This is a genomic window from Actinokineospora lacus, from assembly GCF_053813445.1.
Genome location: NZ_JBQERA010000003.1, coordinates 578,739 through 602,848, shown reverse-complemented (window position 1 = coordinate 602,848; position 24,110 = coordinate 578,739). Strand labels below are relative to the sequence as shown.

25 protein-coding genes and 1 riboswitch are annotated in these 24,110 nt (G+C 73.5%); of the genes, 17 read left to right on the top strand and 8 right to left on the bottom strand.

The genetic code is table 11. The features are described 5' to 3' along the window. The first annotated feature begins 22 nt into the window (after positions 1-22). The 10 genes from ACTG9Q_RS10925 (at position 23) to ACTG9Q_RS10880 (ending at position 10,433) form a co-directional block, all read left to right on the top strand. Positions 23-208 carry a DUF1918 domain-containing protein gene (locus ACTG9Q_RS10925; protein WP_455572554.1) on the top strand — a complete coding sequence of 62 codons (186 nt, stop codon included), beginning with the start codon at positions 23-25 and terminating at the stop codon, positions 206-208. A gap of 41 nt (positions 209-249) precedes the next feature. Beyond that, positions 250-978, top strand: a complete 729-nt coding sequence (locus ACTG9Q_RS10920) for a PP2C family protein-serine/threonine phosphatase (RefSeq protein WP_455572553.1) — start codon at positions 250-252, stop codon at positions 976-978. Between the two features lie 39 nt (positions 979-1,017). Then, complete coding sequence (locus tag ACTG9Q_RS10915; protein WP_455572552.1) at positions 1,018-1,968, top strand: methionyl-tRNA formyltransferase; 951 nt, start codon at positions 1,018-1,020, stop codon at positions 1,966-1,968. A gap of 78 nt (positions 1,969-2,046) precedes the next feature. Further along, positions 2,047-3,363, top strand: coding sequence for a lysine N(6)-hydroxylase/L-ornithine N(5)-oxygenase family protein (locus ACTG9Q_RS10910; RefSeq protein WP_455572551.1), 1,317 nt, complete (start codon positions 2,047-2,049; stop codon positions 3,361-3,363). Between the two features lie 10 nt (positions 3,364-3,373). Further along, the gene (locus ACTG9Q_RS10905) at positions 3,374-4,156 is read left to right on the top strand and encodes a PIG-L family deacetylase (RefSeq protein WP_455572550.1); all 783 of its coding nucleotides are present in this window, start codon (positions 3,374-3,376) and stop codon (positions 4,154-4,156) included. Positions 4,157-4,408: 252 nt separating this feature from the next. Continuing rightward, the gene (gene ectA, locus ACTG9Q_RS10900; RefSeq protein ID WP_455572549.1) at positions 4,409-4,915 is read left to right on the top strand and encodes a diaminobutyrate acetyltransferase; all 507 of its coding nucleotides are present in this window, start codon (positions 4,409-4,411) and stop codon (positions 4,913-4,915) included. A 30-nt stretch (positions 4,916-4,945) separates the two neighbouring features. Further along, complete coding sequence (ectB, locus tag ACTG9Q_RS10895; protein ID WP_455572548.1) at positions 4,946-6,205, top strand: diaminobutyrate--2-oxoglutarate transaminase; 1,260 nt, start codon at positions 4,946-4,948, stop codon at positions 6,203-6,205. Further along, positions 6,202-6,597 carry an ectoine synthase gene (locus tag ACTG9Q_RS10890; protein ID WP_455572547.1) on the top strand — a complete coding sequence of 132 codons (396 nt, stop codon included), beginning with the start codon at positions 6,202-6,204 and terminating at the stop codon, positions 6,595-6,597. The genes ectB and ACTG9Q_RS10890 overlap by 4 nt, the downstream gene beginning before the upstream one ends. A gap of 23 nt (positions 6,598-6,620) precedes the next feature. After that, positions 6,621-7,520: an ectoine hydroxylase gene (gene thpD, locus ACTG9Q_RS10885; RefSeq protein ID WP_455572546.1), complete on the top strand. Its 900-nt coding sequence runs from the start codon at positions 6,621-6,623 to the stop codon at positions 7,518-7,520. A gap of 159 nt (positions 7,521-7,679) precedes the next feature. After that, on the top strand, positions 7,680-10,433 hold the full coding sequence (locus ACTG9Q_RS10880; RefSeq protein ID WP_455572545.1) for a BTAD domain-containing putative transcriptional regulator: 2,754 nt from the start codon (positions 7,680-7,682) through the stop codon (positions 10,431-10,433). 144 nt (positions 10,434-10,577) lie between these two features. Here ACTG9Q_RS10880 and ACTG9Q_RS10875 read toward each other — a convergent pair whose 3' ends face one another. Beyond that, complete coding sequence (locus ACTG9Q_RS10875; RefSeq protein ID WP_455572544.1) at positions 10,578-11,354, bottom strand: SGNH/GDSL hydrolase family protein; 777 nt, start codon at positions 11,352-11,354, stop codon at positions 10,578-10,580. Positions 11,355-11,546: 192 nt separating this feature from the next. On the opposite strand from ACTG9Q_RS10875, the gene ACTG9Q_RS10870 reads away from it, so the two are divergent. Beyond that, on the top strand, positions 11,547-12,182 hold the full coding sequence (locus ACTG9Q_RS10870) for a DUF3159 domain-containing protein (RefSeq protein ID WP_455572543.1): 636 nt from the start codon (positions 11,547-11,549) through the stop codon (positions 12,180-12,182). Here ACTG9Q_RS10870 and ACTG9Q_RS10865 read toward each other — a convergent pair. From ACTG9Q_RS10865 to ACTG9Q_RS10855, 3 genes are all read right to left on the bottom strand, one after another. After that, the gene (locus ACTG9Q_RS10865; RefSeq protein ID WP_455572542.1) at positions 12,155-13,078 is read right to left on the bottom strand and encodes an N-acetylglucosamine kinase; all 924 of its coding nucleotides are present in this window, start codon (positions 13,076-13,078) and stop codon (positions 12,155-12,157) included. The genes ACTG9Q_RS10870 and ACTG9Q_RS10865 overlap by 28 nt on opposite strands. Before the next feature lie 77 nt (positions 13,079-13,155). Continuing rightward, positions 13,156-13,632 (bottom strand): winged helix-turn-helix transcriptional regulator, encoded by a 477-nt coding sequence (locus tag ACTG9Q_RS10860; RefSeq protein WP_455572541.1) that lies wholly within the window; start codon positions 13,630-13,632, stop codon positions 13,156-13,158. 47 nt (positions 13,633-13,679) lie between these two features. After that, on the bottom strand, positions 13,680-14,723 hold the full coding sequence (locus ACTG9Q_RS10855; RefSeq protein WP_455572540.1) for an SIS domain-containing protein: 1,044 nt from the start codon (positions 14,721-14,723) through the stop codon (positions 13,680-13,682). 173 nt (positions 14,724-14,896) lie between these two features. On the opposite strand from ACTG9Q_RS10855, the gene ACTG9Q_RS10850 reads away from it, so the two are divergent. Together ACTG9Q_RS10850 and ACTG9Q_RS10845 are read left to right on the top strand one after the other, a co-directional pair. Further along, a complete protein-coding gene (locus ACTG9Q_RS10850; protein WP_455572539.1) occupies positions 14,897-15,643 on the top strand; it encodes a GntR family transcriptional regulator in 747 nt (248 codons plus the stop codon). After that, the gene (locus tag ACTG9Q_RS10845) at positions 15,640-17,229 is read left to right on the top strand and encodes an MFS transporter (protein ID WP_455572538.1); all 1,590 of its coding nucleotides are present in this window, start codon (positions 15,640-15,642) and stop codon (positions 17,227-17,229) included. The genes ACTG9Q_RS10850 and ACTG9Q_RS10845 overlap by 4 nt, the downstream gene beginning before the upstream one ends. Here the strand turns inward: ACTG9Q_RS10845 and ACTG9Q_RS10840 are convergent. Both ACTG9Q_RS10840 and thiE read right to left on the bottom strand, forming a co-directional pair. Next, complete coding sequence (locus ACTG9Q_RS10840; RefSeq protein ID WP_455572537.1) at positions 17,219-18,166, bottom strand: threonine ammonia-lyase; 948 nt, start codon at positions 18,164-18,166, stop codon at positions 17,219-17,221. The genes ACTG9Q_RS10845 and ACTG9Q_RS10840 overlap by 11 nt on opposite strands. A gap of 1 nt (position 18,167) precedes the next feature. Next, on the bottom strand, positions 18,168-18,833 hold the full coding sequence (thiE, locus tag ACTG9Q_RS10835) for a thiamine phosphate synthase (RefSeq protein WP_455572536.1): 666 nt from the start codon (positions 18,831-18,833) through the stop codon (positions 18,168-18,170). A gap of 21 nt (positions 18,834-18,854) precedes the next feature. Beyond that, a riboswitch (TPP riboswitch) is annotated at positions 18,855-18,961 on the top strand. On the opposite strand from thiE, the gene thiO reads away from it, so the two are divergent. The 4 genes from thiO to ACTG9Q_RS10815 all read left to right on the top strand — a co-directional run bounded on the left by thiO (position 18,956) and on the right by ACTG9Q_RS10815 (position 21,500). Next, positions 18,956-20,056, top strand: a complete 1,101-nt coding sequence (gene thiO, locus ACTG9Q_RS10830) for a glycine oxidase ThiO (RefSeq protein ID WP_455572535.1) — start codon at positions 18,956-18,958, stop codon at positions 20,054-20,056. It overlaps the preceding riboswitch by 6 nt. Before the next feature lie 32 nt (positions 20,057-20,088). Further along, positions 20,089-20,289 (top strand): sulfur carrier protein ThiS, encoded by a 201-nt coding sequence (gene thiS / locus ACTG9Q_RS10825; protein ID WP_455572534.1) that lies wholly within the window; start codon positions 20,089-20,091, stop codon positions 20,287-20,289. A gap of 1 nt (position 20,290) precedes the next feature. Next, the gene (thiG, locus tag ACTG9Q_RS10820) at positions 20,291-21,046 is read left to right on the top strand and encodes a thiazole synthase (protein WP_455572533.1); all 756 of its coding nucleotides are present in this window, start codon (positions 20,291-20,293) and stop codon (positions 21,044-21,046) included. A gap of 34 nt (positions 21,047-21,080) precedes the next feature. Then, positions 21,081-21,500: a MarR family winged helix-turn-helix transcriptional regulator gene (locus ACTG9Q_RS10815; RefSeq protein WP_455572532.1), complete on the top strand. Its 420-nt coding sequence runs from the start codon at positions 21,081-21,083 to the stop codon at positions 21,498-21,500. 5 nt (positions 21,501-21,505) lie between these two features. Here the strand turns inward: ACTG9Q_RS10815 and thiD are convergent, their stop codons facing one another. Both thiD and thiC read right to left on the bottom strand, forming a co-directional pair. Then, positions 21,506-22,327 (bottom strand): bifunctional hydroxymethylpyrimidine kinase/phosphomethylpyrimidine kinase, encoded by an 822-nt coding sequence (gene thiD / locus ACTG9Q_RS10810; RefSeq protein ID WP_455572531.1) that lies wholly within the window; start codon positions 22,325-22,327, stop codon positions 21,506-21,508. Continuing rightward, positions 22,324-23,973, bottom strand: a complete 1,650-nt coding sequence (gene thiC / locus ACTG9Q_RS10805) for a phosphomethylpyrimidine synthase ThiC (RefSeq protein ID WP_455572530.1) — start codon at positions 23,971-23,973, stop codon at positions 22,324-22,326. Before thiC ends, thiD begins: the two co-directional genes overlap by 4 nt. Positions 23,974-24,110: the final 137 nt, after the last annotated feature.

Genomic DNA, 24,110 nt, shown 5'->3' with positions numbered 1-24,110 from the left:
CGCCCACCGGAAGGGGTATGCCGTGCACGCCCGATCTGGAGACCGGCTGGTGGTCCACGGGAAGGTCGTGGGCGCCCACGACCGGGTGCTGGAGGTCGTCGAGGTCCTGGGACCCGACGGCGCCCCGCCCTACCGCGTCCGCGACGGCGGCGGCCATGAGTCCATCATGTCCCCCGGTTCCGACTGTGTGGTGGAGCCGCACGCATAACGCGTGCCCATCCCGCGACGATGTCGGCTTACATGGGGGACATGACCGAGACCATCCGCTCCGGCGCCGCGACCGACACCGGCCAGGTGCGCGCGGGCAACGAGGACGCCCATCTCGTCGCCGACGGTGTGTACGCCGTCGCCGACGGGATGGGCGGGCACGCCGCGGGCGAGGTGGCCAGCGCCCTCGCCGTCGCCGTGCTGGGCGACCTCGCCGAGCGCACCGTCCGCCCGGAGGACGTGCGCGGCGCCCTGCGCGAGGCCAACGCCGCCATCCTCGCCGCCACCGTCCGCGACCCGCGCACGCGCGGCATGGGCACCACCGTCACCGGCCTGTGCCTGGTCGAGTTCGCCGGGTCGCCGCACTGGGTGCTGTTCAACATCGGCGACTCCCGCGTCTACCGCCACGCCGACGGCGTCCTCACCCAGCTCACCGTCGACCACACCGAGCTGGCCGAGATGGTCGCCGCGGGCGACCTCACCCCGGAGGAGGCCGTCGGCCACCCGCTGGGCAACGTCCTGACCCGCGCCCTGGGCATCGCCCCGGCCCCCGAGCCCGACCTGCTCGTCTTCCCCGCCGCCCCGCCCGAGCGCTTCCTGCTCTGCTCCGACGGCCTCACCCTCGAAGTCGACGACGCCACCATCGCCGAGGTCCTCGCCGAGGCCGACGGGCCGCGGGACACCGCCGAGCGCCTGGTCGCGCTGGCCGTCGACGCGGGCGGGCGGGACAACGTGACCGCCGTCATCGTGGACAACGCCGAGCTGGGTTAACCTCCACAGGTAGGTCAGCCTTACCTAAGGAGGGGCCCCATGCGGGTCGTCATGTTCGGCTTCCAGACGTGGGGCCACGAGACGCTGCGGGCGCTGCTGGAGTCCGAGCACGAGGTCGTCATGGTCGTCACCCACCCCCGCGGCGACGGCGCCTACGAGCGCGTCTTCGCCGACTCGGTGGAGGACCTGGCCAACGACCACGGCGTGCCGGTGCTCATCCGCGAGAAGGCCGACGACGACGAGCTGGTCCAGGCCCTCAAGGAGGCCGACCCCGACGTCCTCGTGGCCACGAACTGGCGCACGTGGATTCCGCCGCACGTCTTCGACCTCCCGCGCAAGGGGACCCTCAACGTCCACGACTCGCTGCTGCCCGCCTACGCCGGGTTCTCCCCGCTCATCTGGGCCCTGGTCAACGGCGAGCCCGAGGTCGGCGTCACCGCCCACATGATGGACGAGACGCTCGACGCCGGGGACGTCGTCGCCCAGCGGGCGGTCCCGATCGGACCGCGGGACACCACAAAGGACCTGTTCGACAAGACCCTGCCGCTGTTCGGGACCCTGACCATCGAGGGCCTCGACCGCATCGCCAGGGGCGAGGCGGACTTCGTCAAGCAGGACCGCTCCAAGGCCAGCTTCTTCCACAAGCGCGCCGAGGAGGACCTCCGCATCGACTGGACGTGGTCGGCCGAGGAGCTCGACCGCCTCGTGCGCGCGCAGTGCGCGCCGTACCCCAGCGCGTTCACCTTCCACCGCGGCAGGCGCCTGGAGATCGTCGAGGCCGAGGTCTCCCAGGCCGTCTACGGCGGCACGCCCGGCCGGATCTTCTACCGCGAGGGCGGGGGCGTGGCCATCGTCGCGGGCGCCGAGGCGCGCCGGGGCCGGAGCCGGGCGCTGCTGGTGACCAGGGTCCGCACGGAGGACGGCGCCGAGCTGTCCGCGCAGGACTACTTCACCAGCATGGGCGGCTACCTGACCGCGCGGCCGAACTGAGAGACGCAGACCACTCCCGGTGGCGGAATAATTAGGTTAGCCTTACCTCGGTTTGGTGGACGGCTACCGGAGGATGACGTGACCAACGAGGTGTACGACCTGGTGGGCATCGGGTTCGGCCCGTCCAACCTGGCCTTGGCGGTCGCCGTCGACGAGCACAACCGCCGCCACCCGGAGCGCGCGCTGCGCACGCTGTTCTGCGAGCGCCAGCAGCGCTTCGGCTGGCACCGGGGAATGCTCATCCCGGACGCCACCATGCAGGTCTCCTTCCTCAAGGACCTGGTCACGATGCGCGACCCGGCCAGCGACTTCAGCTTCCTGTGCTACCTGCGCGACCGCGACCGGCTGGTCGACTTCATCAACCACAAGACGATGTTCCCGCTGCGCGCGGAGTTCCACGACTACTTCGAGTGGGCCGCGGCCCGCGTCGCCGACCAGGTCCGCTACGGCGTCGAGGTGATCTCGGTGCGCCCGGTGGAGGTCGACGGCGAGGTCGCCTACTTCGACGTCGTCGCCGCCCCCGCGGGCCAGGACGCCGTGGTGTCCCTGCGGACGCGGAACCTGGCCGTGGCCACCGGGCTCTCGCCCGTGCTGCCCGCCGACGCCGAGCCCTCGGACCGGGTGTGGCACAACATCGAGCTGATGCACCGCGTCAAGTCCCTCGACGGCGCGGGCCGCGTCCTGGTCGTCGGCGCGGGCCAGAGCGGCGCGGAGACGGTGGCGCAGCTGCACTCCGCGCTGCCGGACACCACCGTCACCGCGGTGTTCTCCCGCTACGGCTACACCCCGGCCGACGACAGCCCCTTCGCCAACCGCATCTTCGACCCCGTCGCCGTGGACGACTTCCACCGCAGCACGCCCGAGGTCAAGGCGCTGCTGATGGGCTACCACCGCAACACCAACTACTCGGTGGTCGACTTGGACCTGATCGAGGAGCTGTACCGGCGCGAGTACCGGGAGAAGGTCGCGGGCACCCGCCGCCTGGACATCCGCGCGGCCTCGAAGGTCCGTTTCGTGCGCGAGACCGACGAGGCGGTCTACGTCGCCGTCGAGCACCTGCCCTCGGGGGCGGTCGAGACCCTGCGCTGCGACGCCGTCGTCTACGCCACCGGCTACCGCCCCGGCGACGTCTTCGACCTCCTGGGCCGCGCGGGCTCGGTCTGCGAGCGCGACGCCCTCGGCCTGCCCGTCGTGGAGCGCGACCACCGCCTCCGCACCGCGCCGCACGTCAGCGCGGGCGTCTACCTGCAGGGCGGCACCGAGCACACCCACGGCCTGACCTCCACCCTGCTGTCCAACACCGCGGTCCGCGTGGGCGAGATCCTGGATTCGGTCCTGGATGAAGCGTCCCGCTCAGAGCGAACGTCGGCGCGGATTGTCGGAGTACCCGCGTAAGTTTGTAAGCATGGCAACTGTTGTCACCTTCCACGCCCATCCCGACGACGAGTGCATCAGCTGCGGCGGCATCATGCGCAAGGCCGCCGACGCGGGTCACCGGGTCGTCCTGGTCGTGGCCACCCGCGGCGAGCTGGGCGAGGTCGCCGACGGCTTCCTCGCCCCCGGCGAGCAGTTGTGGGAACGCCGCGTCGCCGAGACCACCGCCGCCGCCGAGATCCTCGGCGTCTCCCGGGTGGAGTTCCTCGGCTACCGCGACTCCGGCATGGTGGGCGAGCCCGACAACGACCACCCGGCGGCCTTCTGGCGCGCCCCGGTGGAGGACGCCGCCCGCAAGCTGGCCGACATCCTCGTCGACGAGCGCGCCGACGTCCTGACCGTCTACGACGACAACGGCGGCTACGGCCACCCCGACCACATCAAGGTCCACCACGTCGGCTACCGCGCCGCCGAGCTGGCGGGCACGCCCCGGGTCTACGAGGCCACCATGAACCGCGACCAGCTCAACCGCGACGCCGCCGCGGCCCGCGCCCGCGGCGAGGACGGCTGGGGCCCGCCGGAGGACGTGGAACTGGGCAAGCCGGAGGCCGAGATCACCGCCCAGGTGGACGTGGCCGAGTACGTCAAGGTCAAGCGCGCCGCGATGCGCGCCCACGCCAGCCAGATCGCCGAGGACTCCTTCTTCCTGGCCATGCCGGACGAGCTGTTCGCCGGGGCCTTCGGGACCGAGTGGTTCATCCGCCGCGGCCAGGGTCCGGGCATCACCGAAACGGACTTGCTGGCAGGTCTGTAAACACCTCGCAACGGATGTCCGATGGGGAGACTCAGCCCCATCGGACATTTTCGTGTTTTCATTCTTGTTACAGTTCGATTTCGGCCCCGGATGGTGTTCGTGGAGCGTCTCCGCAGGTAGCACAGGCTCGCGCGCGGCGGCAACCGCACTGTTGTACTCCTCACGGCGGTTTCGGTGAAACCCCAGGTGGGTCGCGGTACACGAACGCGCAGGGCCGGTATCCGGGAAAATTCCCTGTTACGTTGCCGAGGTATGTCCGGAAATCATCTGATCGAAAAGCCGTCCAGCCGGGACGGCTCCGCGCTCTGGCGAATCGCGCGTGATTCCGGGAAGCTGGACCTCAACTCCTCCTACGCCTATCTGCTGTGGTGCCGCGATTTCGCGGACACCTCCGCCGTGGTGCGGGTCGACGGCGCCGTGGTCGGTTTCGTCATCGGGTTCATCCGCCCGGCCGACCCCGAGACCGTGGTGGTCTGGCAGATCGCCGTGGACGGCGCCCAGCGCGGCAACGGGTACGCGGCGCGGCTCCTCGACCACCTGGTGGGGCGCCTCGCCGAACACGGCGTCAGATACCTGGAGACCACGATCACCCCGGACAACGCCGCGTCGATCGCCCTGTTCGACGCGCTGGCGCGGCGCTGGGGAGCCCGGCGGGAAGCCACCGCGCTGTTCGCCGCCGAGCAGTTCCCCGACGACCACGACCCTGAGGACCTGCACCGGATCGGGCCCCTGCAGCCCGCCGCCGCGGTGTCCGCGTGAGACGACACGAGACCCTGGATGGTGAACGAAGTGAACGTCTTCGAGACGACCGAGTCCGAGGTGCGCAGCTACTGCCGCAGCTGGCCGGTCGTGTTCGACCGCGCTGTCGGCAGCCACATGTACGACGAGTCCGGCCGTGAATACCTGGATTTCTTCGCGGGCGCCGGAGCGCTCAACTACGGGCACAACAATCCCGTGCTGAAAAAGGCCGTCATCGACTACATGATGGCGGACCGGGTGACCCACTCGCTGGACATGAACACGGTGGCCAAGCGGGAATTCCTGGAGACGTTCCGCGATGTCGCGCTGGCCCCGCGCGAACTCGACTACAAGGTCATGTTCCCCGGCCCGGCGGGCGCCAACGCCGTCGAGGCCGCGCTGAAGCTGGCCCGCAAGATCACCGGCCGCCAGTCGGTCATCAACTTCACCAACGCCTTCCACGGCATGACGCTCGGCGCGCTCTCGGTCACCGGCAACTCGATGAAGCGCGGCGGCGCGGGCGTTCCGCTCGTGCACGCCACGCCCATGCCCTACGACAACTACCTCGACGGCCGCGTCGAGGACTTCCTGTGGTTCGAGCGGCTGCTCGGCGACAGCGGCAGCGGCCTCAACGAGCCCGCCGCGGTGATCGTGGAGACCGTGCAGGGCGAGGGCGGCATCAACGTCGCCCGCGCGGAGTGGCTGCGGGGTCTCGCCGACCTGTGCAGGCGCCACGGGATGCTGCTCATCGTCGACGACGTGCAGATGGGCTGCGGCCGCACCGGCCCGTTCTTCAGCTTCGAGCAGGCCGGGATCGTGCCCGACATCGTCTGCCTGTCCAAGTCGATCGGCGGCATGGGCCTGCCGCTGGCGCTGACGCTGCTGCGCCCGGAGCTCGACGTCTGGGAGCCCGGCGAGCACAACGGCACCTTCCGCGGCGTCAACCCGGCCATGGTCGCCGCCACCACCGCCCTGCGCGAGTACTGGATGGACGACACCCTGGAGAAAAGCACCCTGGCCAAGGGGGAGCAGATCGGCCGGGCCCTGACCGAGCTGGCCGAGGAGCACGACGGCCTCAAGGCCAAGGGCCGCGGTCTCGCCCGGGGCCTGCGGTTCCCGCACGGGGACGTCGCGGGCGCGGTGTGCGCGGCGGCCTTCGAGCGCGGCCTGCTGATGGAGACCGCCGGACCCGACGGCGAGGTGGCCAAGCTGATGCCGCCGCTGACCGTGACCGAGGACGAGGTCGACCAGGGCCTCGCGGTGCTCGCCGAGTCGGTCCGTGCCGTGCTGGGGAAGGGGGGCCGCGCGTGATCGTGCGCACGCTGGCGGAGGTCACCGACACCGACCGCGACATCAGGACGCCGAACTGGCGCAGCAAGCGGATCATCCTGGCCAAGGAGGGCGTCGGCTTCTCCGTCCACGAGACCGTCCTCGAAGGCGGCACCGTCAACGACTTCTGGTACGCCAACCACGTCGAGGCCGTGTTCGTCGTCGAGGGCGAGGGCGAGCTGCTGGACAAGGAGACCGGGCAGACCCACCAGCTCGCTCCCGGCTCGCTGTACCTGCTCGACGGCCACGAGCGCCACCAGCTGCGCCCCGCGACGCGGATGCGCACGGTGTGCGTGTTCAACCCCCCGGTCACCGGCCGCGAGGTGCACGACGAGAACGGCGTGTACCCGCTGGTGGTCGAGCCCGTTTCCTGACACTCCCCAAGGAGGACAGCAGCATGACGCTGACCGACGTGAGGACAGAAGACCGCTACCGCACCCGCACCGCGGAGCCCGCGGAGCTGGTCGAGCGCGTCGAGCCCACGGTATGGCCTGGTGGCGACGGCCCCCTGGACGCGGCCGCGCTGGCAGGCCACGCCGCCCGCGGCTACTCCCGGTACCCGGACCTGTTGAGCCCGGCCGAGGTGCGCGCCTTCCGCGACGAGCTGGACCGGCTCGCCGCCGACGACGCGCTCAGGGCCGACGGGCGCACCATCGTGGAGAAGGAGTCCGCGCAGGTCCGCTCGATCTTCGAGGTGCACACCATCAGCGACCTGGTCGCCGAGCTGGTCCGCGATCCCCGGGTGCTCGACCGGGCCAGGCAGGTCCTCGGCTCGGAGGTGTACGTGCACCAGAGTCGGGTGAACTACATGCCCGGCTTCACGGGCAAGGGCTTCTACTGGCACTCCGACTTCGAGACCTGGCACGCCGAGGACGGGATGCCGCTGCCGCGCGCGGTGAGCATGTCGATCGCGCTCACCGACAACCACCCGTTCAACGGCGGGCTGATGGTGATGCCCGGCTCCCAGCGCACTTTCGCGCCGTGCGTCGGGCAAACCCCGGCGGACCACTACAAGGCGTCGCTGAAGGAGCAGGAGATCGGGGTGCCCAGCCGCGAGCACATCACGCGGCTGGCGGCGAATTGCGGAATCGACCAGTTCACCGGCCCGGCGGGCTCGGCGCTGCTGTTCGACTCGAACACCATGCACGGCTCGGGCAACAACATCACGCCGTTCCCGCGGTCGAACATTTTCGTGGTGTTCAACAGCGTGGAGAACACGCTGGGTGAGCCCTACGCCGCGCCCGACCCGCGGCCGGACTTCATCGCCTCGCGGACGTTCACACCTCTTGGCCGCTGAACGGTAATAGGCGATTACGCCATCCGGGTAGCGAAGGTTGCCAATAACAGCAAATCGGGCATCCGACCCCGTCCATCCCACCTAAGTTGGCCTTTGCGCGCTCGGGGAGGAGCGCGCAAAGGGGGTGGATGGATGGCCTGGGACTCTCCCGGTGACGCGGTGCGTTTCTGTGTCCTCGGGCCGGTGGGCGCGATGCGCGGCGACCGGGTGCACACCGTCGGCGGGCCGGGCACCCGGGCGCTGCTCGCCCTGCTGCTGCTCGACGCGGGCAAGCCGGTGTCCGTCGAGCGGATCGTCGACGTGCTGTGGAACCACGAGCCCCCGCCGACGGCGCGCACGATCGTGCAGGGCTACATCTCGCGGCTGCGCAAGTGGCTGTCCTCTGTGGACCCCGGTGGCGCGGTGATCGAGACCGAGGGCGCCGGGTACCGCTTCGTCGTCGAGCCGCGGCGGCTGGACGTCGCCCTCGCCAGGGCCATGCTGGCGGAGTCCCGCGGCAAGCCCGCCGCCGAGCGGGCCACGCTGCTCTCGCGCGCGCAGGACCTGTGGCGGGGGCCGGAGCTGTCCGACATCGGCAGGCGGGTGCGCGCCCCCGACCTGGCCGAGCTGCGGATGACCGTCATCGAGGCGCGCATCGACGCCGACCTCGACCTCGGCCGCCACGACGAGGTCATCGGCGAGCTGGCCGCGCTGGTGGACACCTACCCGTTCCGCGAGCAGTTCGTCGCCCAGTTCGTGCTCGCCCTGTACCGCGCGGGCCGCCGGGCAGCCGCCCTGGAGATCTACCAGCGCTACGCCCGCCGGGCCGCCACCGAGCTGGGCCTCGACCCCGGCGTCGCCCTGCGCGACCTGCACGGCAGGGTGCTGCGCGACGACACCGGCCTGCTGCGCGCCCCCACCGTGACGCCGAGGGTCGGCGTCGTCACCCCCGCCGAGCTGCCCGCCCCGCCGGGCGGGTTCGCCGGGCGCGAGCCGGAGCTGGCCTGGCTGGACGGGCTGCACGCCAGCGCCGACGGCGCCGGTCCGGTCATCGGGGTGATCGCCGGGCCCGCGGGCATCGGCAAGAGCGCGCTGGCGGTGCTGTGGGGCTCGCGCAACGCCGCGGCCTTCCCCGACGGCGTGCTGCACCTGTCGCTGCGCGGGTTCGACTCCCGGCGCCCGCCGCTGGACCCGGCCGAGGGGCTGGCCCGGTTCCTGCTGGCGCTCGGCGTCGCCGCCAAGGACGTGCCCGCCGACCTCGCCGACCGCGCCGCGCTGTACCGCTCGCTGCTGGCCGGGCGGCGCGTGCTGGTGGTGCTCGACGACGCCCGCGACCCCGACCAGGTCCGCCCCCTGCTGCCCGGCGGCGGCACCTCGCTGGCGCTGGTCACGAGCAGGCGCAGGCTCGACGCCCTGGTGGTCGACGGCGCGCGGCTGCTGGTCCTGGACATCCTCTCCGCCGACGCGGCCGAGCGGGTCATCGAGCACGTCGCCGGGCCCCCGCGCGGCGCGGCGGAGACCCAGGCCCGCGCGCGTCTGGTCGCGCTGTGCGGGTACCTGCCCCTGGCGCTGCGGATCGCGGGCGCCCGGCTCATCCTTCGTCCACAGTGGACAATAGCGGACCTGGTGGGGGAGCTGGCCGACGAGCGCACCCGGCTGGCCGGGCTCGGGCTGCCCGACGAGACCGGCGTGCGGGCCGCGCTCGACGTCACCCACCGCGGGCTGGACCCCGGCCAGGCGGCCACGCTGGCGCTGCTCGGGGTGTTCCCGGGGCAGTGGTTCGACGTCCACGCGGTGGCGGCGCTGTGCGGGGTCCCGGTGGCCGACGCGCGGGCCAGGCTGCACGCGCTGGCCGAGGCGTTCCTGGTCGCCGAGATCCGCCTCGACGTGTTCGGGATGCACGACCTCGTCCGATTACACGCCCGGGAGCTGGCCCCGGATTCCCTTGTGCCGCTGCGGTCCCTGCTGCGGTACTACCTCGTCGCCGCCGACACCGCGCGCCGTCGGCTGCGCACGGTCGTCGACGGGCTCGCCCCGGCGCTGGACTTCCCCGACGTGCCCCTGCCGGGGTTCACCGACCGCGCCTCGGCGCTGGAGTGGTTCGAGCGGGAGTGGCCCAACCTGCTGGCGGTCGTCGCCGCGGGCGCCGAGGCGGGCTGCCACGACCTGGTGTGGCAGCTGGCCAGGGTCGTCGAGGAGTACCGGCGCGTCCGGCCCCGGCGCGATGACTGGGAGTGGCTGCTCGGCGTGGGCCTCGACAGCGCGCGGGAGGTCGGCGACGGGCGCGGCGAGGTGCTGCTCCTGTTGAGCCGCATGGTCCTGCTGAGCCTGTTCGACCTGGCGCACGAGTCCTTCGCCGACGCCGATCGCGCGGTGAAGGTGGCCATGGACCTGGGCGACCCGCACGTGCTGGCGTTGGCCTACAACGCGCTGTCGTCGGCGCTGTACGGAGTCAGGCGGTTCTCCGAGGCCCTTGACGGCTATCAGCGGGCACTCGCGCCTGCCCGCGCGGCCGGGCACCGGGTGACGGAGGCCCACCTGCTCAACAACATCGCCCAGGCGCACCTGAGCCTCGGCCGCCCGGAGTCCGGAGTGGACCAACAGCGGGCCGCGGTGGCGATGTTCCGCGAGGTCGGCGACCCCAGCTTCGTCGGCATGTCGCTGGCCAACCTCGCCGAGCTGGAGCACGCGATCGGGGACCTGCCCTCGGCCGATGCCGACGCGCGCGAGGCGGTGTCGCTGGCCGAGGCCAACGGCCAGGAGCTGACCGAGGCGTTCGCGCGGGAGGTCCTGGCCAGGGTGCTGCGCGACACCGGCGACACCGCCGCCGCGCGGGCCGAGCTCGCCGCGGCCGTCGAGCTCTACGAACTGGTCCGCTCGCCGCTGGCGGACTCGGCCAGGGCGGCGCTGGAGTCCCTGCCACCGGTCGTTTAGTGACCGCTTAGCGACCGGGCCCGGGGTGCCGGCAGGCTGCCACCGCGCCCGTGAGGGGACACCGGGCGCCCTCGGGCGGCACGGGAGCGCCGTCCGAGCACCGGCCGGCGCCCAGGGGGGCAGCGGCGCCGGCCGGTACCTCCCTCAGGCGTTCGCGCCGAGGTCGGCCGGTAACGGCGCCAGCTCGGGGCGCTTGGGGGCCAGGCCGTCGCCCATGGACTCGCCGGTGAGCTGCCTGCGGACCCAGGGCAGCAGGTGGGTGGTCGTCCACGCCAGGTCGGCCTGGCGCAGCCGCAGCCAGGGCTGGGGCGGCTCGGGCGGCAGTGGTTCGCGCCAGTCGGTGCTGGTGGGCACGTCGAGCACCTCGGCGGCCCGCAGCGCGATGCGCCGGTGGCCCTCGGTGGAGAAGTGGAGACGGTCATCACACCAGGACCGGCGGTCGTGCAGGATGCGCATGGACCACAGGTCGACCACCCGCGCGCCGTGGGTCTCCGCGATCGCGCGCAGATGTCCGTTGTAGATCGCGACCTTCCCGCGCACGCGCCGCAGCAGGGGCTGCACGCGGGGGTCCGGCCCGGTGAACATCAGGACCTCCGAGCCCACGGCCCGCAGCCTGCGCACGGCGGTCTCGAACAACGCCGCCACGTCGTCGACGTCGCTGCCCGGGGTGATGATGTCGTTGCCCCCGCCACACAGGGTGACCAGCTGGGGCCGCAGCGCCTCGGCGATGGGGACCTGCTCGGTGATGATCTCGGCCAGCATCTTCCCCCGCAGGGCCAGGTTCGCGTAGCGCAGCGGCCGCTGCCCGGCCATCGCCGCGGCCAGCCGGTCGGCCCACCCGACGAAGCCCACCGGCCCCTCGTCGCTCATCCCCTCGGTGAAGCTGTCCCCGAGCGCTATCCAGCTCTCCCATCCGTGCACGGCGCGGTCCTCCCCTCGAACCGTCGGCGACCCCGTCCGACCTGCGTGAATATCTCAAGTCGGCCGCGACCTACGCCACCGTCGGTTACCGCAGCGTATGATTCACGACCTCTGTGCACCAACCGCATTCTTGCCCGTCGCATTCCAGGTAAGGGCTAACTGACTTCCCCGCCGTAAGGCAGGCTGGACCCCGTGACCGACTCCCTGGCCGACCTCCTCGGCGGCAAGCGGGGCGCGCTCGACGCCACCGTGCCGCCGTTGGCCTTCGGGGTGGTCTGGGCGCTCGCGAATCATTCGATCGGGTGGGCCGCGGTGGCCGCGTGCGGGGTCGCGCTGGCCATCGCGGTGTGGCGGGTGTCCACCGGGGGCAAGGCTACGGCGGTGCTCGGCGGCCTGGCCGCGGTGGCCGCGGGCGCGCTCATCGCGATCTACACCGGACGCGCCCAGGACTTCTTCCTCGTGCAGCTGGTGTCCAATGTGGGCAGTGCGCTGGCCTGGGCGGTGAGCATCCTCGTCCGCTGGCCGCTGCTCGGCGTGGTCGTCGGCATCGTCCTTGGTCAGAAGGCCCGCTGGCGACGCGACCCCGACCTGCTGCGGGCGTACGGGCGGGCCAGCTGGGTGTGGGTCTTCGGCCAGTACACCCTGCGCTCGGCGGTGTTCGCGCTGCTGTGGTGGGCCGGTGACGTCGCCCTGCTGACGATCGCGCGGGTCGCCCTGTCCTGGCCGCTGGTGGCGCTCGTGCTGACGGTGAGCGCGGTGGTGCTGCGCAGGTCGCTGCCCGAGGGCCACCCGGGCGTGCGTCATCCGCGTACCGAGGTCCCGGCCTGACCGAACACGGCGACCGCGGCCAGGCGGCCCGCGCCGAGCACGCCGTCGGCGGCCGTGCGCACGTCGACCTCGCCCAGCAGTGACCGCAGCGCCGCGCCGACCGGGGTCGCGGTGGCCACCGAGCCCGCCACGACCACCGGCCCGCCGCGCCGGACCCGTGCCACCAGCCCGGCCAGCGCCTCGGCTGCCCGGGTGATGACCGCCGCCGCGACCGGGTCGCCGGCGTGGGCGCTGACCACGGGCGCGAACCGGGCCAGCGCGATCGGCGCCTGCGCGTTGGCGACGGTGATCAACCGGGCGACAGCGTTTGCCCCCGAGGTGTCCAGAGCCGCTGTGTCCAGGCTCGCTGTGTCCAGACCCGCTGCGTCCAGTACCGCGGCGACGAACGGGCCCGGCGCCGAACCCCGCTGCAGGGTGTCCAGCGCGGCCCGCACCGCCTCCCGGCCGAGCCAGAACGCCGAGCCCTCGTCGCCGAGCAGCCAGCCGTGGCCGCCCGCGGTCGCCGCCCGGCGGCGGCCCTCGATCCGCATGGCGATCGAGCCCGTCCCGGCGATCAGCACCGTCCCGTCGGCCTCGGTCGCCCCGGCGGCGAACGCCACCTCCGCGTCGGAGACCACCACCGGCGCCGAGGGCGCCCCCACCCCGCGCAGCGCCGAGTCGAACAGCGCGGCCACCGCGGGGTCGGTGAGCTTCGACACCCCCGCCATGCCCAGCAGGCACCCCGCGCAGGGCCGCCCGGCCAGCGCGGCGGCCACCGCCGACGCCACCTGTGCCGCGGCCTCTCCCGGTGGGTGCGAGTTCGGGTTGCCGCCGCCCGCCGTGCCCCGGCCGACGACCGCGCCGGTGGCGTCGACGGCCACCGCCCGCGTCGCCGTGCCGCCCGCGTCGACCCCCACGGCGAGGCCGGTTGCTCCATTCGGCGTAACATGGGCCGCGGCCCGCTCCGTTCCACCCCCTCGGCGGAGCGGGCCGCTCACGTTCCCGCCAGGCGCGCCCGGTCGGTGTCGGGCATCCCGGGGCCGGGCTCGACGGCCACGGTCGCCGCGGTCAGCTCCCCGCCGCACTCCCCGCAGTTGACCACCGCCGCCGTGGGGTGCCCGCAGGCGCGGTGGCGCAGCACGAGCGGGGCCTGATCGGCCAGCCAGTGATCGCCCCAGCGGATGATCGCGGCGAGCACCGGGAAGAAGTCGCGGCCCATCTCGGTCAGCACGTACTCATAGCGCGTGGGCCGCTCCTGGTACCGCACGCGGATGAGCAGCCCGGCGCCGGTCAGCCGGTCCAGCCGCTCGGTGAGGGTGTTCCTGGCGATGCCCAGCGCGGCCTGGAACGCGTCGAAGCGGCGGGTGCCGTAGAAGGACTCGCGCAGGACCAGCAGGGTCCACTGGTCCCCCATCAGGTCCATCGTCCGGGCGATGGAGCAGGGCCAGCGCGCGAACGATGTCCTCCGCATCGGGCCAGTCTAGGTAGCGTTCGTGATCGCGCACAGAGACCGAACGGTTACCGTGTGCGGGTCACCTTGCTCAGCCCGCGGGGCTGATCGGGGTCGCCGCCGCGGGCCAGCGCCAGCCCGTGCGCCAGGCGCTGCAGCGGCAGGATCTCCAGGATCGGCGCGACCTCCTCGGCGGTGGCGGGCAGGCCCACCCGCAGCGTCGCGGGCACCGAGTCCGCCGCGGAGCCCGCGGCGAGGATGTCGGCGCCGTTGGCGGCGACCACCTCGAGCACCTCGCGCATGGCCTCGCCGCCGCGGCCGTGGCTGGTCACCGCGACCACGGCGGTGTCCTTGTCCACCGCGGCGACGGGACCGTGCAGCAGGTCGGCGGCGCTGTAGGCGCGGGCGGGCAGGTAGCTGGTCTCGGCGAGCTTGAGCGCGGCCTCCGCGGCGGTCGCCGAGGAGTAGCCGCGCCCGGTGGTGACCACCCGCCCGACGAACCGCAGCCTGCCCACGGCCTCGGCCACGGGGTCCTCGCTGGCCGCCAGGGCGCGCTGGGCCAGCTCGCCGATGTCGGCGACGGCCTCGCCGGTCCCGCCGCGCACGGCGTCGATCAGGAGGTAGAGCGACAGCAGCGTCGCGGTGTAGGTCTTGGTGGCGGCGACGGCCAGCTCCGGGCCCGCGCCGATGTCGACCGCCAGCTCGGCGGCCTCGGCCAGCGGCGAGTCGGCGGTGTTGGTGACCGCGACGGTCAGCGCGCCGAGCTCGCGCGCCGCGTGGGTCGCCTCGACGAGGTCCGGCGAGCCGCCGCTCTGGCTCACCGTCACGTACAGCACGTCGGTGAGATCCGGCCGCGCGCCGTAGAGGGTGGTCGTGCTCGGCGAGACCGAGCCCGCGGGCAGGGCCAGCAGGACCTCGGTCAGGTACTTGGCGTAGAGCGCGGCGTGGTCACTCGTGCCGCGCGCGGCGAACAGCACGAAGCGAGGCCGGGCCGCGGAAACGCGGGCCGCGGTGTCGGCCAGCCCGGCCCGCCGGGCGACCACGTTGGCCAGCACAGCGGGCTGCTCGGCGATCTCCGCGCGCATCCGCTCGCCGGGGGGCGGGTTGGTCATCGACGGCTCCTCGTTCGCTAAGGTCTAGACCAATCATAGCGTGCGGACGGCCTGCCGCGTCCACCGTCGGGCAGCGGTTCACGAACGTTCATCGCCGTTCACCCGGGGTGTGATCGCGGTGGCGGGTGTGGACAGGGCATTCTGTAACCGGGAGCGATACTCAGGAGGACACCATGCTGGAGATGTCCACTGCCGATGGGTCGGTGGCGAGGGGGCAGCGCGAGCCCAAGTACTGGGGGCTCAAGCGCCACCTGCTCGACCTGCTCGGCAGCCTGCCGCCCGGCTCGCCGATCCCGACCGAACGCTCCCTGGCGACGGAGTTCGACGTCTCGCGCACCACCGTGCGCCAGGCACTCGCCGAGCTGACCGTCGAGGGCAGGCTGCTGCGCGTGCAGGGCAAGGGCACTTTCGCCGCCGAGCCGAAGGTCGCCCAGCGGCTGCAGCTGTCCTCCTACACCGAGGACATGCTCGCCCAGGGCCGCGAGCCGTCGACGAAGATGCTCGACGTCTCCGAGATCCCCGCCGAGGCCGACCTGGCGCGCCTGCTGCGGGTCAGGGCCGGGGCCAAGGTCCTGCGCCTGCACCGCCTGCGCCTGGCCGACGGCGAGCCGATGGCCATCGAGACCACCCACCTGCCCCTGGGCCGCTTCCGGGGCCTGCGCCGCTACGTCAGTTCCGGCGGCTCCCTCTACCAGGTCCTCCGCGACCGCTTCGACGTCGAGATGGGCCACGCCGAGGAGACCATCGAGACCGCCCTGGCCGGACCGCACGAGGCCGAGCTGCTCGGCGCCGACGTCGGCATGCCCATGCTGCTGCTCTCCCGGCACTCCTTCGACATCGAGGAGCGCCCGGTGGAGTGGGTGCGCTCGGTCTACCGCGGCGACCGCTACAAGTTCGTGGCCACGCTCAACCGCCCGTGAGCGCGGGTCCGGCCGCGGGGGTCCGCTGGGGCACGCCCGCGGCGCGGGGCATCCTCGCCACCGCCATCCTCGGCTCGGGGATGGCGATGCTGGACGGCAGTGTGGTCAACATCGCCCTGCCGCGCCTGGGCGCGGAGCTGGGCGCCTCCGTGGCCGGTCTCCAGTGGATCGTCGACGGCTACCTGCTGGCCATGGCCGCGCTGATCCTCGTCGCCGGGTCGCTGGGCGACCGCTTCGGGCGGCGCAGGGTGTTCGTGGTCGGCGTGGTGTGGTTCGGCGTCGCGTCGGTGCTGTGTGGACTGGCGTGGTCGCCGGGTGTGCTGGTCGGGGCGCGGGTCTTGCAGGGGGTCGGCGGGGCGCTGCTGACGCCGGGGTCCCTGGCGATCCTGCAGTCGGCCTTCGGCAGGGAGGACCGGGCACGGGCCATCGGCGCGTGGTCGGGCCTGTCGGGCATCGCCGCGGCGGCGGGCCCGCTGGTGGGCGGTCTGCTGGTGGAGCTGTGGTCGTGGCGGCTGGTGTTCCTGGTGAACGTCCCGGTCGCCGTGCTGTGCGTGTGGCTGGCCGTGCGGTACGTGCCGGAGACGCGGGGGACCGAGGGCAGGCTGGACGGCCTCGGCTCGGTCCTGGGGGCGCTGGGCCTGGCGGGGGTGACGGCGTGCCTGGTGGAGGCGCCGGTCCGGGGGCCGGACTTGCTGGTGGTGGGCGCCGGGGTGGTCGGCGTGGCCGCGCTGGTCGCTTTCGTGGTCCACCTGCGGCGCGCGGAGGACCCGCTGGTGCCGCCCTCGCTGTTCGGCGACCGGGTGTTCGCGATCTCCAACGCGCTGACGTTCGTGGTCTACGCGGCGCTGGGCGGCGTGATGCTGCTGATGGCGCTGCAGCTGCAGGTGTCCCTGGGGTACTCGCCGATGGCGGCGGGGGTGGCCGGGCTGCCGATCACCGTGCTGCTGCTGTTGCTGTCGGCCCGGTTCGGGGCGTGGGCCTCGCGGGTGGGGCCGCGGTGGTTCCTGGTGGCGGGGCCGCTGCTGGTGGCCGCGGGGATGCTGCTGTTGCTGCGGGTCACGCCGGGGGCGTCGTACGTCGGGTCGGTGCTGCCCGCGGTGGTGGTCTTCGGGCTGGGGCTGTCGGTGGTCGTGGCCCCGGTGACGGCGACGGTGCTGGCGGCGGCGCCCGACCACCACGCCGGGGTGGCCTCGGGGGTGAACAACGCGATCGCCCGCACGGGGAGCCTGCTGGCCGTGGCGGTGCTCCCGGCCGCCGCGGGGCTCACCGGCGCGGCCTACACCGACCCTGCGGCGCTGACCGCGGGCTGGCAGGCGGCGCTGTGGATCTGCGCGGGCCTGGCCGCGGTGGGCGGGCTGCTCGCCCTCGGCGTGCGCGGCAACGTCCTGGCGGCCGAGCCCCCCAAGAGCGAGCGCACTGAGGGTCAGCAGACCGGGGGCCAGCAGATCGGGGGCCAGCAGACCGAGGGTCAGCGCACCGGGGGCGAGCGCACCGAGGGCCCGCGTCCCGGCGAGTGCCTGCACTGCGACATCGACGCCCCGCCGACCCACGTCCACCCGTCGCCGACCCCGGACGCTAAGCGCTGAGGATCGCCGCCAGCGTCCGCGGCTCCAGGTTCCCGCCGGAGACCACCGCGACCGTCTTGCCCCGCGGCAGCTCCGCGGACCGGTGCAGGTAGCCCGCGACCGAGACCGCGCCGCTCGGCTCGGCGACCAGCCGGGCGTTGCGGGCGATGACGGCGACGGTGTCGCGGATCTCGTCCTCGGTGACCGTGACGATCCCGTCCACGTAGGCCAGCTGGTGGGCGAAGGTCAGCGGCGAGGGCTGGCTGCGCAGCCCGTCGGCGATCGTGCGGTTGCGGTCGGCGACCGACCACGGCACCAGCTCGCCCGCGGCGAGGCTGGCGGCGGTGTCGGCGGCCAGCTCCGGCTCCACGGCCCACACCTGGGTCCTCGGCGAGCGGGCCTTGATCGCCGTGGCCACCCCCGAGATCAGCCCGCCGCCGCTCACCGGCACCAGCACCAGGTCGGCGTCGGGCAGGTCGGCGGCGATCTCCAGCCCGATCGTGCCCTGCCCGGCGATGACGTCGGGGTGGTCGAACGGCGGGATCAGCGCCGCCCCGGTCTCCGCGACGATCTCCTCGGCCCGGACCTCGCGCTGCCCCACCGCGCACAGCACCACCTCGGCGCCGTGGGAGCGGGTGGCCTCGACCTTGACCGACGGGGTGTCCTCGGGGACCACGATCCAGGCGCGGATGCCGAACTCGCGGGCCGCGTACGCCACCGCCTGGGCGTGGTTGCCGCTGGAGTACGCCACCACCCCGCGCGCCCGCTCGGCGTCGGTGAGCCTGGCGATCGCGTTGTACGCGCCGCGGATCTTGAACGCGCCGATCGGCTGGAGGTTCTCCGGCTTGAGCCACAGTGGACCGGGCGCCCACGGGCAGGGCAGCAGCGGGGTACGGACGGCCGTGCCCGCGATGCGGTCGGCGGCGGCCTCGATGTCGGCGATGGTGACCAGTTCCACGTCAGCCAGTCTGCCCCAGCGAGGCCCCCAGCGCGGTCCGCAGTGACGCCGCCGCGGCGCCCGGGTCGGTGGCGTCGGTCACGGCCCGGACCACCACGATCCGGGTGGCGCCCGCCGCGCGCACCTCGCCAAGGCGGCCCTCATCGATGCCGCCGATGGCGAACCACGGCCGGTCCGTCCCCAGCGCCGCCGTGGCGCGGACCAGGTCGAGCCCGGGAGCCGGGCGGCCGGGTTTGGTGGGCGTCGGCCAGCAGGGGCCGGTGCAGAAGTAGTCCACGCCCGGCTCGACGGCCGCCGCGCTGGCCTGGCCGACGTCGTGCGTCGAGCGGCCCACGGCCACCTCGTCGCCGACGATCCGGCGCGCCAGCGGCACCGGGAGGTCGTCCTGGCCCAGGTGCAGCACGTCCGCGCCCGCCGCCGCGGCGACGTCGGCGCGGTCGTTGACCGCCAGCAGGGCGCCGTGGGCCGCGCACGCCTCGGCGATGACCTCCAGCGCGGCCAGCTCGGGCCGCGCCTCCAGGCCCTTCTCCCGCAGCTGGACGATGTCGACGCCGCCCGCGAGCGCGGCGCCGACGAACTCGGCCAGGTCCGGGCGCAGGCCGGTGCACAGGTACAAGCGGGCGCCTGCCAGTCGCGCGCGGATCTGGCCGCCGTCTAGTCCGGGCATGGCCGCCAAGGTACGGTTGGGCCCTGGTCGCACGGGAGTCCGGGTACGGGCTGAGAGGGAGCTGCGCCGCTCCGACCGTCGAACCTGATCCGGGTCATGCCGGCGCAGGGAGCGTGGTGGAAATGCGGAAGAGCGTGGCCGTCGTGGGTGGCGGCGTCATCGGGCTGGCGTGCGCCTGGCGGCTGGCCGCCCGCCACGACGTCCGGCTGATCGACCCGGCCCCGGCGCGCGGGGCGTCCTGGGTGGCGGGCGGGATGCTCGCGCCGGTCACCGAGTCGTGGCCGGGGGAGGAGGCGGCGCTGGACCTCGGCGCCGACGCCCTGGACCGCTGGCCGTCCTTCGCCGCCGACCTCGGCGACCCCGGTCTGCGCCGCGAGGGCACGCTGGTGCTGGCCGTGGATTCTGCCGACGCCGCCACCCTGGACGTCCTCGCGGGCCACCTCGCCGCGCGGGGGCGCTCCGTCGAGCGGCTGACCGGCCGCGCGGCCCGGTCCCTGGAGCCCGCCCTCGGCCCCCGCGTGCGCGCGGGGCTGGCCGTGCCGGGTGACCTGGCGGTGGACAACCGCGCGCTGCTCGCCGCCCTCCTCACCGCCGCCCGGGGCGCGGGTGTGCGGTTCGTCACAGCCAAGGCCGTCGCGGTCCGGCCGGGCACGGTCGAGCTGGCCGAGTCCACAGTCGAGTCCACAGTGGAATGCGATGTCGCGGTGATCGCCGCCGGGGCGCACAGCCGCGGCCTGCACCCGGCGCTCGCCGCCGTCGTGCGACCGGTCAAGGGGGAGATCCTGCGCCTGCGCGCCCGGCCGGGCACCCTCCCGCCGCCGAGCCGGACCGTGCGCGCGCTCGTCGCCGCCCGCCCGGTGTACCTGGTGCCGCGCGGGGACGGGGAACTGGTGCTCGGCGCCACCCAGCAGGAGGTCGGCTACGACACCGACGTCACCGCGGGCGGGGTCCGGGACCTGATCACCGACGCCGAGCAGGTCCTGCCCGGCATCGGCGAGTACGCCCTCACCGAGACCGCCGCGGGCCTGCGCGCGGGCAGCCACGACAACCTGCCGCTGGTCGGCTGGCTGGAGCCCGGCGTCCTCGCCGCCACCGGCCACCACCGCAACGGCCTGCTCCTGGCCCCCACCACCGCCGACACCGTCGTCGACCTGGTCGCCGGGGCCGAGCTGTCCGACCTGCTGCGCCTCACCGACCCGGCCCGCCTCCGGCGAGTCCGATGAGGACGGTCGGGCGCCCCACGGAAAGGAGTCCAATGAGGATCGTCGTCAACGGCGACCCCCGCGGCGCGGCCGACGGCGCGACCGTCGCCGACGTGCTCGCCGACCTCGGGGTGCCGCCCACCGGCATCGCCGTCGCCCTCGACGGGGCCGTCGTGCCGAGGGCCGCGCACCCCACCACCACCGTCCCCGACGGCGCGGTGCTCGAAGTGCTGACCGCCGTTCAAGGAGGCTGACATGGACGACCCCCTGGTCATCGCCGGTCGCGAGTACGAGTCGCGGCTGATCACCGGCACCGGCGGCGCGGCCAACCTCGCCGTCCTGGAGCGCGCCCTCGTCGCGTCGGGGACCCAGCTGACCACCGTGTCCCTGCGCCGGGTGGACGCCGCGGGCGGCACCGGCGTCCTCGACCTGCTCGCCCGCCTGGGCATCGACCCGCTGCCCAACACCGCGGGCTGCCGCACCGCGGCCGACGCCGTCCTCACCGCCCGCCTGGCCCGCGAGGCGCTGGGCACCGACTGGGTCAAGCTGGAGGTCATCGCCGACGACCGCACCCTGCTGCCCGACCCGGTCGAACTCCTCGACGCCGCCCAGGCGCTGGTCGACGACGGTTTCACCGTCCTGCCCTACACCAACGACGATCCGGTCCTGGCCCTGCGCCTGGAGGAGGCGGGCTGCGCCGCGGTCATGCCCCTCGGCTCGCCGATCGGCACCGGCCTGGGCATCCGCAACCCGCACAACATCGAGCTGATCGTCGCCCGCGCCGGCGTCCCGGTCATCCTCGACGCGGGCATCGGCACCGCCTCCGACGCCGCGCTGGCGATGGAACTGGGCTGCTCCGCGGTCCTGCTGGCCACCGCCGTCACCCGCGCCGAGGACCCCGAGCGCATGGCCGCCGCGATGCGCCACGCCGTGACCGCGGGCAGGCTGGCCCGGGCGGCGGGCCGCATCCCCCAGCGCTTCTGGGCCCACGCCTCCAGCCCGCCCCGGTAGCCACCGGCTGTCCGGTTTCGGCGACAATAACCGGATGACCACCGAGTCTGACGTCTCCGCTCGGCTGTATCTGGCGATCGGGCGGCTGTCCCGGTCCCTGCGCCGCTCCGGCAGCGCCGGGCTGGGCCACGGGTCCGTCTCCGCGCTGTCCACTTTGGTCACGGCGGGGCAGTTGCGACTCGGTGACCTGGCCGTACGGGAAGGTGTGGCCGCCCCGACGATGTCCCGCGTCGTCGCGGGACTCGTCGAGGCGGGCTACGTGCTGCGCGAGCCGGACCCGGCCGACCGCCGGGCCTGGCTGGTGCGGGCCACCGACGAGGGCGAGCGGATCGTCTCCGGGGTGCGCTCCATCCGGGTGCAGGAGCTGGGCAGGCGCCTGGCCCGGCTCACCGAGGCGGAGAAGGCCACCCTCCTCGCCGCCATCCCGGTGCTGGAGACGTTGCTGGACGGCTGAGGGGTTTACTCCGTTCGCAGGAACGAGTCGGCGTCCGGCAGGCGCCACAGCGGTGACACCGGGCCCACGCCCGCGCCCAGCGGGTACGCGTGGCGCACCGACTCGATGATGAACGCCTTGGCCGCGCGCACGGCGTCGGGCACAGAGCGGCCCTTGGCCAGGGCCGCGGTGACCACCGAGGCCAGCGTGTCGCCGCTGCCGTGGGTGTGGCGCACGTCGAAGCGCGGCCCGTCCAGCTCGATGAAGTCCGAGCCGTCGTAGAGCAGGTCGACGCACGTCGGGTCCGTCCACAGGTGCCCGCCCTTGACCAGCACCCACCGCGGCCCGAAGTCCGCCAGCGCCCTGGCCGCGTCGCGCTGCGCGGCCCGGTCGCGCACGTCGATGCCGGTGAGCAGCCGCACCTCGTCGAGGTTCGGAGTCACCAGCGCCGCGCGCGGGAACAGCTCGGTGCGCAGCGCGTCCAGGGCCTCCTCGCGCAGCAGTTGGTCGCCGTGCATGGACGCGGCCACCGGGTCGACGACCAATGGTCCGATGTGGACGGAGTCGACGGCGGCGGCCACCGCGGAGACGATCTCCGCGGTGGCCAGCATGCCCGTCTTCGCCGCCTGCACCCCGATGTCGGAGGCGACCGCGACGATCTGCGCGGCCACCACCTCCGGCGGGATCACCGTGACACCGCTGACCCCCAGGGAGTTCTGCACCGTCACCGCGGTCACGGCGGTCATCCCGTGCACCCCGCAGGCGAAGAACGTCCGCAGGTCGGCCTGGAGCCCGGCGCCGCCGCCGGAATCCGACCCGGCGATGGTCAGGACCCGGGGAGGCGTCACGGGACCACCGGCAGGTAGACCTTCCTGCCCTGCTCGGTGAACTCCGCGGACTTCGCCGCCATGCCCGCCTCGATGGCCTCCGCCGAGTCCAGCCCGTGCTCCTCGGCGTAGCGGCGCACGTCCTGGGTGATCTTCATGGAGCAGAACTTCGGCCCGCACATGGAGCAGAAGTGCGCGGTCTTGGCCGGTTCGGCGGGCAGCGTCTCGTCGTGGAAGGAACGCGCGGTGTCCGGGTCCAGGGACAGGTTGAACTGGTCGGTCCAGCGGAACTCGAAGCGCGCCTTGGACAGCGCGTCGTCGCGCTCCTGCGCGCGCGGGTGGCCCTTGGCCAGGTCGGCGCTGTGCGCGGCGATCTTGTAGGTGATCACGCCGGTCTTGACGTCGTCGCGGTTGGGCAGGCCGAGGTGCTCCTTGGGCGTGACGTAGCACAGCATCGCCGTGCCCAGCCAGCCGATCTGCGCCGCGCCGATGGCCGAGGTGATGTGGTCGTAGCCCGGCGCGATGTCCGTCGCGAGTGGACCGAGGGTGTAGAACGGCGCCTCGCCGCAGAGTTCCTCCTCCAGGCGGACGTTCTCGGCGATCTTGTGCATCGGCACGTGGCCGGGGCCCTCGATCATCACCTGCACGTCGCGCGCGCGGGCGATGTGGGTCAGCTCGCCCAGCGTGCGCAGCTCGGCGAACTGGGCCTCGTCGTTGGCGTCGGCGATCGAGCCGGGGCGCAGGCCGTCGCCGAGGGAGAAGGTGACGTCGTAGGCGCGCAGGATGTCGCAGAGTTCCTCGAAGTGGGTGTACAGGAAGGACTCCCGGTGGTGCGCCAGGCACCACGCGGCCATGATCGAGCCGCCGCGGGAGACGATCCCGGTCACCCGCCTGGCCGTCAGCGGGACGTAGCGCAGCAGCACGCCCGCGTGCACGGTCATGTAGTCCACGCCCTGCTCGCACTGCTCGAGCACCGTGTCGCGGTAGACCTCCCAGCTCAGCTTGGCCGGGTCGCCGTCGACCTTCTCCAGCGCCTGGTAGATCGGCACGGTGCCGACCGGGACGGGGGAGTTGCGCATGATCCACTCACGGGTCTCGTGGATGCGCTTGCCGGTGGACAGGTCCATGATCGTGTCGGCGCCCCAGCGGGTGGCCCACACCATCTTCTCCACCTCGTCCTCGATGGAGGAGGAGACCGCCGAGTTGCCGATGTTGGCGTTGATCTTGACCAGGAACTTCTTGCCGATGATCGCGGGCTCGCACTCGGGGTGGCGGCGGTTGACCGGGATCACCGCCCGGCCGATCGCCACCTCCGAGCGCACGAACTCCGGGTCCATGCCCTCGCGCGCGGCGACGTAGCGCATCTCCCTGGTGATGAGCCCGGCCTTGGCGTAGGCCAGCTGGGAGACCGCGCCGCCGACCGGCTCGCGCTCGGCGATCCAGGGCTCGCGCAGCCGGGGGAGTCCGGAGTGGACGTCGATCCGGGCGGTCTCGTCGGTGTAGGGGCCGGAGGTGTCGTAGAGGTCGAGGTGCTCGCCGTTGGTCAGCTCGACCCGGCGGACGGGGACGCGCAGGCCGCCCCCGGCGTCGGTGTAGCGCTTGTGCGAGCCTTCGATCGGCCCGGTGGTGACGGCAGGACGCACGGAACGGTCGTCAAGAGCGGTCACGGGAACGGTGTCCTTCCTACGCCGGCATTACCCGGTCAGGTTCAGCGGTCGGCGACACCGGTCTCCCTGGTCGCCCTCTCAGCCCGCCTGTGGCGCGAGCTCCCGCGTGGGGTTCTTCCCCGCCGACCATAGCCGGC